The organism is Amycolatopsis sp. (genome assembly GCF_025464955.1).
Lineage (GTDB): Bacteria > Actinomycetota > Actinomycetes > Mycobacteriales > Pseudonocardiaceae > Amycolatopsis.
In genome coordinates this window covers 16,246-30,976 of the sequence record NZ_JAODNM010000083.1, presented here as the reverse complement: position 1 = coordinate 30,976, position 14,731 = coordinate 16,246, and the positions used below count along the sequence as shown (strand labels likewise).

General features: G+C 68.7%; 16 protein-coding genes and 1 riboswitch. Of the genes, 3 read left to right on the top strand and 13 right to left on the bottom strand.

What is annotated here, in order from left to right:
- Positions 1 to 23: 23 nt before the first annotated feature.
- Positions 24 to 2,909, bottom strand: coding sequence for an aminomethyl-transferring glycine dehydrogenase (gcvP, locus tag JWQ81_RS18795; protein ID WP_297543252.1), 2,886 nt, complete (start codon positions 2,907 to 2,909; stop codon positions 24 to 26).
- 169 nt (positions 2,910 to 3,078) lie between these two features.
- Positions 3,079 to 3,179: riboswitch (glycine riboswitch) on the bottom strand.
- 45 nt (positions 3,180 to 3,224) lie between these two features.
- Positions 3,225 to 3,809: a MerR family transcriptional regulator gene (locus tag JWQ81_RS18790; protein ID WP_297543250.1), complete on the bottom strand. Its 585-nt coding sequence runs from the start codon at positions 3,807 to 3,809 to the stop codon at positions 3,225 to 3,227.
- A 248-nt stretch (positions 3,810 to 4,057) separates the two neighbouring features.
- Here JWQ81_RS18790 and JWQ81_RS18785 point away from each other — a divergent pair, with 248 nt between their 5' ends.
- Positions 4,058 to 4,690 carry a TetR family transcriptional regulator gene (locus tag JWQ81_RS18785; RefSeq protein ID WP_297543248.1) on the top strand — a complete coding sequence of 211 codons (633 nt, stop codon included), beginning with the start codon at positions 4,058 to 4,060 and terminating at the stop codon, positions 4,688 to 4,690.
- A 92-nt stretch (positions 4,691 to 4,782) separates the two neighbouring features.
- Here the strand turns inward: JWQ81_RS18785 and JWQ81_RS18780 are convergent, their stop codons facing one another.
- The 7 genes from JWQ81_RS18780 to JWQ81_RS18750 form a co-directional block, all read right to left on the bottom strand.
- The gene (locus JWQ81_RS18780) at positions 4,783 to 5,256 is read right to left on the bottom strand and encodes a bifunctional nuclease family protein (protein ID WP_297543246.1); all 474 of its coding nucleotides are present in this window, start codon (positions 5,254 to 5,256) and stop codon (positions 4,783 to 4,785) included.
- Between the two features lie 206 nt (positions 5,257 to 5,462).
- Entirely contained in the window at positions 5,463 to 6,233 is a 771-nt protein-coding gene (locus JWQ81_RS18775; RefSeq protein WP_297543244.1) for a MerR family transcriptional regulator, read from the bottom strand.
- On the bottom strand, positions 6,230 to 6,697 hold the full coding sequence (gene garA, locus JWQ81_RS18770) for a glycogen accumulation regulator GarA (RefSeq protein WP_297543242.1): 468 nt from the start codon (positions 6,695 to 6,697) through the stop codon (positions 6,230 to 6,232). The genes JWQ81_RS18775 and garA overlap by 4 nt, the downstream gene beginning before the upstream one ends.
- A gap of 132 nt (positions 6,698 to 6,829) precedes the next feature.
- Positions 6,830 to 7,213, bottom strand: coding sequence for a glycine cleavage system protein GcvH (gcvH, locus tag JWQ81_RS18765; RefSeq protein ID WP_297543240.1), 384 nt, complete (start codon positions 7,211 to 7,213; stop codon positions 6,830 to 6,832).
- Positions 7,214 to 7,261: 48 nt separating this feature from the next.
- Entirely contained in the window at positions 7,262 to 7,906 is a 645-nt protein-coding gene (locus JWQ81_RS18760) for a CDP-alcohol phosphatidyltransferase family protein (RefSeq protein WP_366942312.1), read from the bottom strand.
- A gap of 23 nt (positions 7,907 to 7,929) precedes the next feature.
- Positions 7,930 to 8,145 carry a hypothetical protein gene (locus JWQ81_RS18755; protein ID WP_297543238.1) on the bottom strand — a complete coding sequence of 72 codons (216 nt, stop codon included), beginning with the start codon at positions 8,143 to 8,145 and terminating at the stop codon, positions 7,930 to 7,932.
- A 122-nt stretch (positions 8,146 to 8,267) separates the two neighbouring features.
- Entirely contained in the window at positions 8,268 to 8,615 is a 348-nt protein-coding gene (locus JWQ81_RS18750) for a hypothetical protein (protein WP_297543236.1), read from the bottom strand.
- A 1-nt stretch (position 8,616) separates the two neighbouring features.
- Between JWQ81_RS18750 and JWQ81_RS18745 the strand changes: the two genes are divergently transcribed.
- Positions 8,617 to 8,871, top strand: a complete 255-nt coding sequence (locus JWQ81_RS18745) for a hypothetical protein (RefSeq protein ID WP_297543234.1) — start codon at positions 8,617 to 8,619, stop codon at positions 8,869 to 8,871.
- Positions 8,872 to 8,999: 128 nt separating this feature from the next.
- Here the strand turns inward: JWQ81_RS18745 and JWQ81_RS18740 are convergent, their stop codons facing one another.
- Positions 9,000 to 10,718, bottom strand: a complete 1,719-nt coding sequence (locus JWQ81_RS18740) for an AMP-binding protein (protein WP_297543232.1) — start codon at positions 10,716 to 10,718, stop codon at positions 9,000 to 9,002.
- A 54-nt stretch (positions 10,719 to 10,772) separates the two neighbouring features.
- Positions 10,773 to 11,615 (bottom strand): crotonase/enoyl-CoA hydratase family protein, encoded by an 843-nt coding sequence (locus JWQ81_RS18735; protein ID WP_297543230.1) that lies wholly within the window; start codon positions 11,613 to 11,615, stop codon positions 10,773 to 10,775.
- 103 nt (positions 11,616 to 11,718) lie between these two features.
- Between JWQ81_RS18735 and JWQ81_RS18730 the strand changes: the two genes are divergently transcribed.
- Positions 11,719 to 12,606 (top strand): alpha/beta hydrolase, encoded by an 888-nt coding sequence (locus tag JWQ81_RS18730; protein WP_297543228.1) that lies wholly within the window; start codon positions 11,719 to 11,721, stop codon positions 12,604 to 12,606.
- A 32-nt stretch (positions 12,607 to 12,638) separates the two neighbouring features.
- Here JWQ81_RS18730 and JWQ81_RS18725 read toward each other — a convergent pair whose 3' ends face one another.
- Together JWQ81_RS18725 and JWQ81_RS18720 are read right to left on the bottom strand one after the other, a co-directional pair.
- Positions 12,639 to 13,751 carry an FAD-dependent monooxygenase gene (locus JWQ81_RS18725; RefSeq protein ID WP_297543226.1) on the bottom strand — a complete coding sequence of 371 codons (1,113 nt, stop codon included), beginning with the start codon at positions 13,749 to 13,751 and terminating at the stop codon, positions 12,639 to 12,641.
- Complete coding sequence (locus JWQ81_RS18720) at positions 13,748 to 14,707, bottom strand: alpha/beta hydrolase (protein ID WP_297543224.1); 960 nt, start codon at positions 14,705 to 14,707, stop codon at positions 13,748 to 13,750. Before JWQ81_RS18720 ends, JWQ81_RS18725 begins: the two co-directional genes overlap by 4 nt.
- Between the last annotated feature and the right edge of the window lie 24 nt (positions 14,708 to 14,731).

Genomic DNA, 14,731 nt, shown 5'->3' with positions numbered 1-14,731 from the left:
AGTTTGCCGTCTGTCGACACGAGTTAGGCGAAGGCGGTGACGGGCGGGCAGGAGCAGACGAGGTTGCGGTCCCCGGCGGCGCCGTCGATACGGCGGACCGGGGGCCAGATCTTCGTCGCGGTGACGCCTGCCGGGAAAACGGCGACTTCGCGGCTGTACGGACGATCCCAGTCACCGGCGATGCAGCGGGCGGTGTGCGGGGAGTTCCGGAGTGGACTGTCCGAAAGGGACCACTCGCCCGCGGTGATCCGGTCGATCTCGCCGCGGATGGCGATCATGGCGTCGCAGAACCGGTCGAGTTCAGCGAGGTCCTCGCTCTCGGTCGGCTCGACCATCAGCGTGCCCGCCACCGGGAACGACATCGTGGGCGCGTGCAGGCCGTAGTCCGCCAGCCGCTTCGCGACGTCGTCGACGGTGACACCGCTCTGTTTGGTGATCGCCCGCAGGTCGAGGATGCACTCGTGCGCCACGAGCCCGCCGTGGCCCGAATAAAGCACCGGGTAGTGGTCGTTCAGCCGCTTCGCGACGTAGTTCGCGGTGGCGACCGCCGTGAGCGTGGCTCGGCGAAGGCCGTCGGCGCCCATCATCCGCACGTACGCCCACGAGATCGGCAGGATCGACGCGCTGCCCCACGGCGCCGCGCTGATCGGGCCGACACCGGTCGCGGGGCCGGCCAGCGGCTGCAGCGGGTGGTTCGGCAGGAACGGCGCGAGGTGGGCGCGAACGCCGATCGGGCCCACCCCCGGGCCACCGCCGCCGTGCGGGATGCAGAACGTCTTGTGCAGGTTGAGATGCGACACGTCCGCGCCGAACTCGCCGTACCGTGCGAGGCCGATCAGCGCGTTCAAGTTCGCGCCGTCGACGTACACCTGCCCGCCCGCCGCGTGCACCAGCGCGCACACCTCGACCACGGCGTCCTCGTAGACGCCGTGAGTCGACGGGTAGGTCATCATGATCGCGGCGAGGTCGGCGCGGTGCTCGTCCACAGTGGACCGCAGATGCCCGAGATCGATGTTGCCTTCCTCGTCGCAGCGTACGACGACCACGCGCATCCCGGCCATCACCGCGCTGGCCGCGTTCGTGCCGTGGGCGCTGGCAGGGATCAGGCAGACGTCCCGAGCCGCCTCGCCCCGGCCACGGTGGTAGGCGCGGATCGCCAGCAGACCGGCGAACTCACCTTGGCTTCCCGCGTTCGGCTGCAGGGAAACCGCGTCGTAGCCGGTGATCGCGGCCAGCCAGCGCTCGAGATCGGCAACGATCTCCAGCAGTCCCGCCGCGTCCTCGGCCGGCGCGAACGGGTGCAGACCCGCGAACTCCGGCCAGGTGATCGGTTCCATCTCCGCGGCCGCGTTGAGTTTCATCGTGCACGACCCGAGCGGGATCATGCTGCGGTCCAACGCGACATCCTTGTCCGCCAACGACCGCAGGTACCGCAGCAACGCCGTTTCCGAACGGTGCGCGTGGAAGACCGGGTGCGTGAGGAACTCCGACGTCCGCGCCAGATCCGGCGGAACGGCGTCGGCGGTGTCGACGTCGAGCAGGTCCACATCGGACACTGTGACGCCAAACGCCTTCCACACCAGCGAAAGATGCTCCCGCGTCGTCGTTTCGTCGCAGGTGACGCCGACGTGGTCCGCGTCCGTGAGGCGCAGGTTGACGCCGACATCGCGCGCGGCCGAGACAACGGACGCCGCCACGCCCGGGACGACGGCCGTCACGGTGTCGAAGAACTCGCCGTGCAGGACCTCGATCCCGCCTTCGGCCAGTCCCGCCGCGAGCACGGTCGCCATGCGGTGCGCACGGGCGGCGATCGCGCGCAACCCCTCCGGCCCGTGGTACACCGCGTACATCGACGCGATCACCGCGAGGAGCACCTGGGCGGTGCAGATGTTGCTCGTCGCCTTCTCACGCCGGATGTGCTGCTCGCGGGTCTGCAGCGCGAGCCGGTACGCGGGCGCGCCGTCGGCGTCGACCGAGACCCCGACCAGCCTGCCGGGCAGCTGACGCTCCAAACCTTTACGTACCGCCAAATACGCCGCGTGCGGGCCGCCGAACCCCATCGGCACACCGAATCGCTGCGTCGACCCGACAACGACGTCCGCGCCGATCTCGCCTGGCGGCCGCAGGAGGACGAGTGCGAGCGGGTCGGCGGCGACCACGACCGACGCGCCCAGGTCATGGGCTTCGGCGATGGTGCGGGCGTCGTCGCGCACCACCCCCGACGCACCGGGATACGAGAGCAGCACGCCGAAGAAGTCCCCGCCGAGGCCGAGCCCCTGGATGCCCTGGGACAGGTCGGCGAGAACGATGTCGATGCCCAGCGGCTCGGCCCGGGTGCGGACGACCTCGATCGTCTGCGGGAGGGTGTCCTCGTCGACGACGAACTTGGCCGACTTCGACTTGCGGGCACGCCTGACGAGCGTCATCGCTTCGGCGGCGGCCGTGGCCTCGTCGAGCATCGACGCGTTCGCGATCGGCAGGCCGGTGAGATCCTCGATCATGGTCTGGAAGTTGAGCAGCGCTTCGAGCCTGCCCTGGGAGATCTCCGGCTGGTAGGGCGTGTACGCGGTGTACCAGGCCGGGTTCTCGAGCACGTTCCGGCGGATCACCGACGGGGTCACCGTGTCGTGGTAACCCAGGCCGATCATCTGCACCATCGGCCGGTTCGACGCGGCCAGCGCGCGCAGCTCGGCCAGCGCCTGCGCTTCGGACGCGGGTTCGGGCAGGTCGATCACGGGACGCGGTTCACGGATGGACGCGGGAACCGCTCGCTCGGCCAGTTCGTCGAGGGAACCGACGCCGATGACGTCGAGAATGCGGGCGAGCTCGGCCGGACCTGGCCCGATATGGCGATCGGCGAACGCGGCACCCTGTTCGAGGGAGGCGAGGGAAAGACGATCGAGCGCCATGACGGCCTCCGACGGGTGGGGGACGGGCTCGGACGGTTGTCCTGAGCCCTCCCCACTCTGTCCGTGCCCGGTGAGGGGCGCCTGAGAGTTTCACCCGTGTGTTGAGCCGGGCTTGCACCTTCGGCGGGGTCTGCAGATGGTGACCTGCGGACCCACTTTCCAGAGGCGTCTCGCCCACGCGGTCCCTTGTGCCTGAGAGGTTCCGGGGAGGACTTGCTCCTTCGGCGCCGAGCTCATTGTTGCTGGCTCGGACTCTCCCGCGCGGGTTTGGCGACTACGGTGTCAGCTTACCTTGGCCGACGAGAAGCTGATCATTCAGCCGGTGCGACGCGCGTTACGGCGCTGCGTGAGCTCGTCGGGTTCGATCAGCTCGATCTCGCCGCCGTCGGCCCGCTCGGCCGGGAACTCGTGGATCGTGCCGCTGATCTCGCGCATCGCGCCCTTGACCGCGATTCCGAAGACGCCCTGCCCACCCTGGAGAAGGTCGACGATCTCCTCCGGCGAAGTGCACTCGTAGACCGTGGTGCCGTCGGAGACGAGGGTGACCTTGGCGAGGTCCCCCACCCCGCGCAACCGCAGATAGTCGATGGCGACCCGGATGTTCTGCAGCGAAACGCCGGCGTCGAGCAACTGCTTGACGACCTTCAGCGACAGGATGTCCTTGAAGGAGTACAGCCGCTGCGAACCGGATCCGTGTGCCGTCCTGATGCTCGGCGCCACCAGCTTCGTCCGCGCCCAGTAGTCGAGCTGACGGTAGGTGATGCCCGCGATCTGGCAGGCGGCCGGACCCCGGTAACCGACCAGTTCGTCCGGCAGCGAGGCATCGGGGAACAGTTCACCCTGCTCACCACCGGCGTGCTGGATCGGCTCCCGTTCGGAGTGAGTCCCAGCCTCGACCACGCGTGCCTCCCCTCGCCCGACCTGGCGGCCGGCGAAAAAGCCCGTCCGATCCCATCAGGGGGATCCACGGTTAGTCAATCGCGAAGGGCAAGCCCCAGCCGGCGCGAATCACACCGAAGCGATTTAACGCCTTTGACGGTAAGCGCGGGCGGCGAGCCGGTCAACGCGACGCGCGGCAAACCTCAAGGTCATATTGAGGCTTTATCGACCGACTTGTCACTTTTACTCAGTCATGTTATTTTTTACTCATGCACGTAAACGACTTCCACCAGCCGGAACTCGGCCTGAGTGTCACCGAAGCGGCCCGCCGGGCGCAGATCATCGGGGCGACCATCGCCACCATCGGTGAGCACGGATATGCCAAGACCTCGTTCGCTCGGATCAAGGAACGCGCGAGCCTGAGCAGCACGCGGATCATCTCCTACCACTTCACCAACAAGGCGGGCCTGATGCAGCAGGTCCTGAGCGCGGTCACGGACCTCAAAAGCAGCTTCCTTACCGAACGTACCGAGGGCGTCGTTGACCCCGCCGACCGGCGCGGCATGCTGCGCGCCTACATCGAGTCGGAAGTGGCGTTCCTCGGCGCGTACCCGGAGTGCGTCCGGGTGATGCTCGAGATGGCGGCTCACGCCGACGACACGGAAGGCTGGTCGATGGCCGGCATCGTCGTCCAGCAGGTTCGCGTGGGTCAGTTGGCCCGGCAGCTGACCCAGGGACAGCGCGAAGGCGTATTCGGCGAGTTCGCCCCCGACGTCATGGCCATGTCGGTCAGCCAGGCCGTCGACGGCGTCGCCGCGCAGCTGGCCGCCGACCCGAAGCTGGACCTCGAGACGTACGGACGTCAGCTCGCGGATATCTTCGAACGTGCGGCCGCGGCCTAGCTTGGGTGAAGACAGTGGCCGCCGGGTACGACTCAGGGGACCTTTCGTACGGAGCTCGTGTACGAAAGGTCCCCTGAGTCGGTTTGGCCGGTTTAGGTGTCGGCCCCGCGGAAGTCTTCCGGGGACACGGAGTCGAGGAACTCGCGGAACTTCTCGACCTCGTCCTCCTGCTCGTCCGGGATGATCAGCCCGGCCTCTTCGAGCACGGAGTCCTCGGCGTGGATCGGCACACCGATCCGCAACGCGAGGGCGACCGAATCGCTGGGACGTGCCGAAACCCGCACGTCGCCGTCGAACACCAGCTCCGCGAAGAACGTGCCTTCGCGGAGGTCGGTGATCACGACCTGCTCGAGCTCTCGCCCGAGCGCACCGATGACCTCTTTCAGCAAGTCATGCGTCAACGGTCGAGCGGGGCGGACGCCCTGCTGCTCCAAGGCGATCGCGGTGGCCTCCACTGACCCGATCCAGATCGGGAGGTACCGCTCGCCTTCCGTTTCCCGCAGCAACAAGATCGGCTGATTCGCGGGCAATTCGACCCGCACACCGACGACGCGCATCTCGCTCATCGGGCTTCGCCTCCCTCTCCTGCACACGGGCCGCAGCGCTTGCACGGGTTTCCCGCGTCGTCTGTCCCTGACGCTACCCGTGTTGTGGGCGCTGTGCTCGCTCTCCGGACTGTGTCGAACTTCTTCTCACGGTACGGCATTGCGTGCGCAGAGTTGAACAATTGACAGTTGCAAGATGTGTCGTGACCGTGCCGCGCGCACAGGGGTTAACCGCCTGTTACGCCTCGGATACCGGCCTTGACTAGCAGCGTGTGCAGCGCTACGGACAGCGCCGCCAACTCCTTGACTACTTCGTCCGCGCGTGCTTTCGCGTCGGCGTCGCGATGGCGGTAGATCGGCGCGACGATCTGTTCGAGCAGGCCGACCTCACGATCGGCCGAGGCGCGGAATGCCCGCAGGTGGCGTGGTTCGATGCCGAACTCGGTCATCGCCTTCACCGTCTGCGCGACCAGCACCGCGTCAGCGTCGTAGAAACCGGCGGCACCGGGCCGGACCAGGCCGTATTGCTGGAGCTCGGCGAGGGTGGCGGCGTCGATACCCGCCTGTGCGAGGAACTCCTCCATGGTCAGCCGGATCTCGCGCTCGGTCGCGAAGTCCTCCGGCGACGGCATGCTGGACCGCTCGCCGTCGCCCCGGCCGGAGTCGAACGAACCGAGCGAGACCAGTTTGCGCGGCAGCCGCTGGGCGGACGCCGACGGCACCGGCTCGGTGCCCTGATCGGCCGCGTCCAACTGCTCCTTGATGACCTTCAACGGGAGGTAGTGATCCCGCTGGGCGGACAGCACAAAGCGAAGTCGCTCCACGTCCGCCACGGCGAACTGCCGGTACCCCGACGGAGTACGGCCTGGTTGTACCAGGCCCTCCGACTCGAGGAACCGGATCTTGGAGATGGTGACATCGGGGAAGTCGCCGCGCAGCTGCGCCAGCACGGCCCCGATGCTCAACCCATCGCGCTGTGGCCGCCCGGCCGCCGTCACTGCGCCCCCTGACCCCCGGAACCGGGGCCGGTCAGGAAGACCAGGCGGAACTTGCCGATCTGGACCTCGTCGCCGCCGGCCAGCACGGCCTGGTCGACCGGCTCGCGGTTGACGTAGGTGCCGTTGAGGCTGCCGACGTCGATCACCACGAACTCGCCGCCTTCACGCCGGAACTCGGCGTGACGCCGGGAAACGGTGACGTCGTCGAGGAAGATGTCGCTGTCCGGGTGCCGTCCCGCACTGGTGGTGTCGCGGTCGAGCAGGAAGCGTGAACCCGCGTTCGGACCCCGCTTGACCACCAGCAAGGCCTCACCGGAGCGAAGCGCGTCGACACCGGCGGCCGGAGCCTCGGGGGCCGGCGGGGCATGCTGCGCCTCGACGTCGGCAAGGAAGTCGGCCCTGAAGACGGAGGTCCGCTCCGGAGCCCCCTCCGGCGGAACGCCGGGCCCGTCGTTCGTGCTCACGTGAGCTCCTAACGCACTGATGTTGCGACTACCCAAGAACTTCTGGATGCCAACGTACCGTGCCGGAGGTGTCCCGGCCCCCGGGGCTCCCCCAACCGGTGGCCGGGAGCTCCGTCCAGCGGAAACGCTGGCTCAGCCCTTGATCAACGCCTGGTAGGCCTCGGCCTCCAGCAGGCTGTCGACACTCGTGGGGTCGTCGAGTTTGATCTCGACGAGCCAGCCCTCGCCGTACGGGTCGCTGTTGATGAGCTCGGGCGAGTCCGCGACCGCATGGTTGACCGCGACGACCTCACCGGCGAGCGGCGCGAAGAGCTCGGAAACGCTCTTGGTGGACTCGACCTCACCGAACACGTCACCGGTGCTGAGCTGCTTCTCCTCCTCCGGCAGGTCAACGAACACGACGTCGCCCAACTGGTCCTGGGCGTACTCGGTGATCCCGACCCGGACGACACCGCCGTCCTTGACCGCGATCCACTCGTGCTCTTCGGTGTAACGCAGTTCTTCTGGAGTGGACAACGCCGCTCCCCTTCCGTGCTGTCCAACAGGGTGCGCGCAGTCTTCCACCTAGGCGGGCGCGACCGCATCCCGGTCGGCCTGCCCGCCGCGGATCGCCCTCGTGCTCTGCAGGATGTACAGGGCGCCGGACCAGACGTAGAGCACCCCGCCCCAGGTCGTGAACGCGTACGCGATCGGGCGGATGAAGTCGGCGAACTCGGAGTGACCGGTCGTGACCAGCAGGAACGGGAACGCGTACATCAGGACGAAGGTGGCGCCCTTGCCGATGTAGGTGACCTCGGGCGGGGCGAACCCGTTGCGCCGCAGGACCAGGATGGCAACCCCGACGACGGCTTCGCGCAGTACGAGCGGCGCCACGACCCACCACGGGATGATGTCGCGGAGCAGGAACGCGACGAGCGTGGCGAGGATGTAGAGCCGGTCGGCGGCCGGGTCGAGGAGCCTGCCGAGCTCGCTCATCTGGTTCAGCCAGCGAGCCAGCTTGCCGTCGAGCCAGTCGGTGAACGCGCTGAAGATCAGCAGGGCGAGCGCCCAGCCGTCCTCCTTCGGGCCGAGCAGCAGCCAGAGGAAGACCGGGACGCCCGCCAGCCGCAGCAACGAGATCAGGTTCGGCACGTTCAACGCCTGGCGCAGCAGCGTCTGTTCGACCGGTTGCTTGTCCTGCTCGGTACTCGACTCGGGGAGCTCACTCACCCGCTCAGCCTAACCGGGTCAGCCTAACCGGCCCGCCGGTAGCTCCACCCTCTGCGCTGCAGGTCGGCGCGGGTCAGGGTCTGCGGGCGGCCGCGGGGGTCGGTGCCCACCCAGCGCGGGCGGGCGGCCGGGCCTTCGAGGACATAGGGCCTGCCGTCGCACCAGACGACGGTGCAGGGGGCTGTCGGAGGGGTCGGGCTTTCGGCGGACTGGGGTTCGCTCTGGGCTGAGGTGTTCATCGCTCTCACGGGTCGGGGCCGATGGCTTCACCCTGTTCGTCGGACACAAACGCCTCGGCGTTAACGGTTTCCGTGGAAGTTTCGGATGTAATTAACGCAGCGAAGGAACCGGTAACGTAGTCTTAACGTCCACAAAGGACAGATGAGCCCGATGGCGGGACGTCCGTGGGCGCGGTAACGTGCCGCAACCTTGCCACGGAAGGGACGACGGTGTCCGACACCAGCAGCACTGGCCGGTGGGCCGCCCTCGCCGGTCTGTCGATCTCCTCGTTGTCGTTGGTGACAGCGTGCTCGGGCACGCCTTCACCTGCGACGACGTCGACGGCTCCCCCACCTGCAGCGTCGACAGCGTCTACTACCGCAACCTCTCCAGCGAGCGTTCCGCCGATCCCGCAGACGGCCACCGCGCCGCCGAAACCGTCGTCACGGCCGACCCCGGCACCCGCTTCCGCCAAGGGTTCCTGCGGCACGGTGACCGCGGCCGGCGGGATGACCCTGCAGGTCCTCCAAAGCCAGTCGGGCGGTGTCGCCTGCCCCGAGGCCGAGCACGTGGTCACGCTGTTCCACCGGAAGATCGCCGGGCGTCAGCCGGGCGACTCCCAGGAGCCGGTCAGCGACACCGTCGAGGGCTGGGCCTGCGTGTCCGGCCCGCCTGCCGCGCAGGGCGGCACCACCTGCAGCAAGGGCGACCAGTACATTCTCGCCGCGGTCGTCCCGAGCGAGTGACGGCTCGGTGGCGTTTGCGTTTGCAATCTGACTGGAGGGACGTTTCGTACAATAGATGTGTACGAAACGTCCCCCGAGTCACTGGTTTGTGACGAGCGGGGCACGTGTGACGGGTGTGACTGGTGGGGTTAGCCCTTGAGCTGGGGGAAGTCTTCCTCGCGGAACTCCCCGGCCGGGCGTCCGCCGTCGGCGTCGGCGTCGCGTTCCCGGACGCGTAGCTCGACGCGCCGGATCTTGCCGGAGATCGTCTTCGGCAGCTCCGCGAATTCCAGACGCCGGATTCGCTTGTACGGCGCCAGGTTTTCGCGGCAGAACGCGAGGATCGCGACAGCGGTGTCCGCGTCCGGCTCGTGGCCGGCGGCGAGGACGACGTACGCCTTGGGTACCGCCAGCCGAATGGGATCCGGCGCCGGGACGACCGCGGCTTCGGCGACGGCGTCGTGCTCCAGCAGGACGCTCTCCAGCTCGAACGGCGAGATCCGGTAGTCCGACGCCTTGAACACGTCGTCGGTGCGCCCGACATAGGTGATGTAGCCGTCTTCGTCGATCGAGCCGACGTCACCCGTGTGGTAGTAGCCGTCCCGGAACGCCTCCGCCGTGCGCTCCTCGTCGTCGGTGTACCCGACCATCAGCCCGACCGGGCGGTGGGCCAGGTCGAGGCAGATCTCGCCCTCCTGGGCGACCGCCCCGCTCACCGGGTCGACGAGCGCCACGACGAACCCCGGCAGCGGACGCCCCATCGACCCGGCCTTGACCGGCTGACCCGGGGTGTTGGCGATCTGGACGCTGCTCTCGGTCTGCCCGAAGCCGTCCCGGATGGTCACGCCCCAGTACTTGCGCACCTGGTCGATCACCTCGGGGTTCAGCGGCTCGCCGGCGCCGACCACCTTGGCGGGCGGGGTCTTCAGCGCGCTCAGGTCGGCCTGGATGAGCATCCGCCACACCGTCGGCGGAGCGCAGAAGCTGGTGATCCCGCAGCGGTCCATCTGGCCCATCAGGGCGACGGCGTCGAACCGCGTGTAGTTGTACAGGAACACCGTGGCCTCGGCGTTCCACGGCGCGAACACGTTGCTCCATGCGTGCTTCGCCCACCCTGGCGAGGAGATGTTGAGGTGCACGTCGCCGGGTTGGAGGCCGATCCAGTACATCGTCGACAGGTGGCCCACCGGGTAGGACACCTGGGTGTGCTGCACGAGCTTCGGCTTCGCCGTCGTCCCGGAGGTGAAGTACAGCAGCAGCGGGTCTTCGGCGGCTGTCGGACCATCGGGGGCGAACGTGTCGTCCGCGGTGGCCGTGTCGGCGTAGGACAGCCAGCCTTCGACGGGCTCGCCGACCACGATCCGCGTGTAGTCACCGTCGACGTCGGCGAACTTCACGGCGTCGGCCGAACGGATGACGACGTGCTTGGCTGCCCCGCGATCGACGCGGTCACGCAGGTCCGCGGGCCCGAGCAGCGTCGACGCCGGGATGATGACCGCGCCGAGCTTGATCGAGGCGAGGATCGTCTCCCACAGTTCGCCCTGGTTGCCGAGCATGAGGATGAGCCTGTCCCCCCGCCGGACCCCCTGTGCCCGCAGCCAATTGGCCACCTGGGACGAGCGGCGTGCCATCTCGGGATAGGTCCAGCGCGTCTCGCTGCCGTCCTCCTCGACGATCCACAGCGCGTACCGCTGCGCGTTCGCCGGATCCCGCGCGATCTCGTCGAACCAGTCGAGCGCCCAGTTGAACTCGGCGAACCGCGGCCAGGAAAACTCGCGGTACGTCGTCGCGTAGTCCTCCCGGCCGGCCAACAGGTTGTCCCGCGCCGCGCGGAACGCGTGATGGACTTCCGAAGCGCCTTTGCTCACGTTGGTCTCCTCAGTGGTTCTGCGGTTCTGCGCGTTTTTCCCCTGCCGCGGAAACTACTCGCCCTTGAACTCCGGAGCACGGCGCTCCATGAAAGCGCCGACCGCTTCGGCGAGGTCCTTGCTCGGCAGGAACGCGGCGTTCCACGCCGCGACGTAACGCAGGCCGTCGGCGACCTCGCGCTCGGTCCGGGCGTTCAGCACGTTCTTGACGCCCTGCACGACCAGCGGCGGGTTGGTGGCGAGTTCCCCGGCCAGGGTGCGGGCGGCGTCGAGGACAGCGTCCTGGTCGGCGTAGACGTCGTTGACCAGGCCGATCTTCTCCGCGCGGGCGGCGTCGATGTCCTTGCCGGTCAGCGCCAGCTCGCGGAGATGGCCTTCGCCGATGATCGGGGCGAGCCGCTGCAGGCTGCCGATGTCGGCGACGATGGCGACCTTGACCTCGCGCACGCTGAATTTCGCGTCCGCGCTGGCCAGTCGGATGTCCGCGGCGCTGATGATGTCGACGCCGCCGCCGATGCACCAGCCGGAGATGGCCGCGACAACCGGCTTCCGGGTTTCGGCGATCGAGCTCACAGCCGCCTGGAGACGGCGGACCTCGGCGAGGAACTCGGTGCGAGGTCCGGCCAGCGCGTCGCCGGCAAGCATCCCGGCCCAGCCGCCCATCATCGCGGGCAGGTCGAGACCGTACGAGAAGTGCTTCCCGCTCCCGGTCAGGACGATGGCCCTGACCTGCGGGTCCTGATCGAGCGCGCCGAACACCAGCGGCAGTTCGCGCCAGAAGTCCGGGCCCATGGCGTTGCCCTTGGCCGGCCCGAGCAGGGTCACCTCGGCAACATGGCCGGTCAGGGAGACTTTGAGCGAGACCAGGTCGGGCAGGCTGTCAGCGGTAACGGTCATGCCTGCCATCTTGACCCATCCGGTTGGCACTGTGCCAACGCGGTCGGGAGATGCTTTCCTGGAACTAGCTACTGCGCAGGACGAGCAGAGGGAGGGTGGGGACATGAGCCCGGCAAGCACCGCAGCCGCCTTGGAGGACCTTCAGCCCGGCGAACCCCGGCGAAAGGCCGCGAAACCGTCACGCCCGATCGAACTGTCCGGGTCCTTCGACCATGAGGGCCATCGCCTGGCCTACACCGAGTTCGGCAGCGGTTCGCGGGTCGTCGTGCTGACCCACGGCATCATGTTCACCCGCCGCATGCACGCGCCGCTGGCGCGGAAGCTGGCCGCCGCGGGCTACCGGGTCGTCACCCTCGACCTGCTCGGACACGGCGAATCGGACCGGCCCACCGAGTCCTGGCTCTACTCGATGCCGGCGTTCGCCCACCAGACCGTCGCGCTGCTCGACCACCTGGGCGTCGAATCGGCCGTCATCGGCGGGACGTCGCTCGGCGCGAACGTCTCGCTGGAGGTTTCGGTGTTCGCGCCGGAACGTATGCGCGGGATGATCGTCGAGATGCCGGTGCTCGACAACGCGATCGTCGCCGGGCTGCTCACCTTCGCGCCGCTGCTGTTCGCCGCGCGGTTCGTCCCGATCAGCGTGCAGGCGGTGTCGCTGGTGGCGAAGCTCGTCCCCCACGGCAACCAGTGGGTCGACGTCGTCACCGACACCCTCGAACAGCGGCCCGCGCCGATGGCCGCGCTGCTGCACGGGGTCCTGTTCGGCCGGATCGCGCCGCCGAAGTCGGTCCGCAAGCAGATCAGCGTGCCGACGCTGGTGATCGGTCACCAGGGTGACCCGATCCACCCCTTCGGCGACGCCGACACCCTGGCCGTCGACGTCCCCGGAGCCGAGTTCATCCAGGCCCGCAGCCCGGTCGAACTCCGGGCCGACCCCGGCCGGCTGACCGAGGCCATCACCGACTTCGTCGCGCGCTGCTTCGTCGACTAGCCAGGGACGTGGACTAGCCAGTCCGCGCGACCTCAAGCACGCGCCGCCTCGCGCAGCCGGGCATTTCGCTCCTCGATGTCCTCTGCCGTAACGGGAAAGAGAATGTCCGCGCCACCGTTCGCCATCTCGTGGGCCTCGTCCACGACCGGGCGCATGGCCCGGTCGTAGCCCGGGAGAGCGACCGAGAGATCGTCGCCCGCCGCGGCCAGCTCCCGGGCCAAGCTCGCCGCACCGATCATGGCGAGGCTCGTCCCCATTCCGGAGAAGAAAGAAGCGCAGTAGCCCGCGTCTCCGACAAGTACCGTGCGCCCCTCGCTCCAGCCGTCCATCCGGACCTGGCCCACGGAATCGAAGTAGAAGTGGGCGTCACGGCCGATCTCGTCGACGACCTCGGGCACCCGCCAGCCCGGCTCCGCGCGGAAGGCGTCGGTCACGATCTCTTGCTGCGCCGCAACATCACGGAAGTCGTAGTCGAGCCACGCCGACCGGAAACCGAGGACGGCGGAGCAGTCCACCCCGTCGCCGCGGAGCATCACCATGCGTCCCGGGATGTTGTAGACGTGCGAGCCCGCGAGACCTGCTCCCGCGGCGGAGCGCTTGACGATCCCGACGTACAGCCCCAGGTGGCGGACGAACCGCTGCTCCGGCCCGAAGACCAGGCGCCGCACGTTGGAGTGCATCCCGTCGGCACCGACGAGGAGGTCGACCCGCTGGGTCGTTCCGTCGGTCAGGCGGACTTCGACCCCGTCGGCGAGCTCACGCACCGCCGCGACCGACTCGCCGTACCGGAAACGTGCCCCTGGGGGCACTGCGGCCCGCAGGATGTCGCTGAGGCTGTCCCGGGAGATCTCGATGTCGCCCGGACTGTCGTAGAACTGCGTCGAGGGCGTGAACTGCGCTTCGACCCGGCCCGCGGCGTCGAGGAAGTAATAGATGTCCTCGGTGGGAACGCGGTTTCGCGTGACCTCGTCGAGCACTCCCATCTCCCGCGCCACCTCGAGCGCCTCCCCACGGACGTCCACGGCGACGCCGCCCCGCCGGGGATCGGCAGAGTTCTCGACGACCGTCACGTCATGACCGGACCGCACCAGCCAGTAGGCGGTCGAAAGCCCGGCGATGCTCGCGCCGGAGACCAGGATCTTCATGGCGTCTCCACCTTCTCGGTTGTTTCGCGGTCAGTGGATGACCGGCCCCACGACTGCCACAGGAAGTCCTCGACCCGGGCGACGACCGGCTCGGACGTGAAGTGCGGGGAGCCGTGATCGCCGCCGGGTACGACGACCAGCTCGCTGGACGCCCCGGCGGCGGTCAGCGCGTCGTGCAGGCGGCGGCTCTGGCCGAGACCGACGCGGCGGTCGGCGTCGCCGTGCATGAGGAGAAACGAGGGCATCGCACTCGCCTCGCCAAGATGGTCGGCAACCGCCGTGAGCAGCTTGGCCGAGTCGTCGAAGAACCCGCCCATGATCGCCTCGAGCCCGCGGATCTCCGCTTCGCTGTTCTGGTAGGCGTCTTCGCGCAGTAACTCCGGAGCGGTCACCGCGTAGTGCGTGACGACGGCGGCCGGCCGCGATTCCGTTTCGGACGGCGACACACCGAGCAGGCGCGGTGGGGTGCTCAGGTTCGTGGCTCCGGTCACCGCGGCCATCGCGGCCAGGTAGCCCCCGGCGGAGCTTCCCCAGACGGCGACACGTTCGCCGTCGAGGCCGTACCGCTCCCCCTGCGCACCGACCCAGGCGAGGGCCGCGCGGACGTCCTCCACGGGCGCCGGGAAGCACGCCTCGCCGGACAACCGGTAGGCGACCGAGGCCACGGCGATACCGTGGCCGGGAAGCCCGGCCCACGGCCCCATACCCGGCATACCGGTGAGAAAGGAGCCGCCGTGGACGTAGACCACCACCGGATGGCGACGCGCGCTTGCCGCCGCGGGGAGGTGCAGGTCGAGTCTCAGCGGTCGCCAGCCCAGAGCCTCCGCATACGGAATCTGGAGATGGCTCACCGCCCCCGGCAGCACTGAGACGGCCGGCGGCTCGAGCATCGCGAGCGGAACCAGCCGGCGGTAGTCGAGCGGTGCCATCACCGCGCCGGGTCCGGGTCTGGTCATCGGCACCCCCGAGGTCAGATTGGA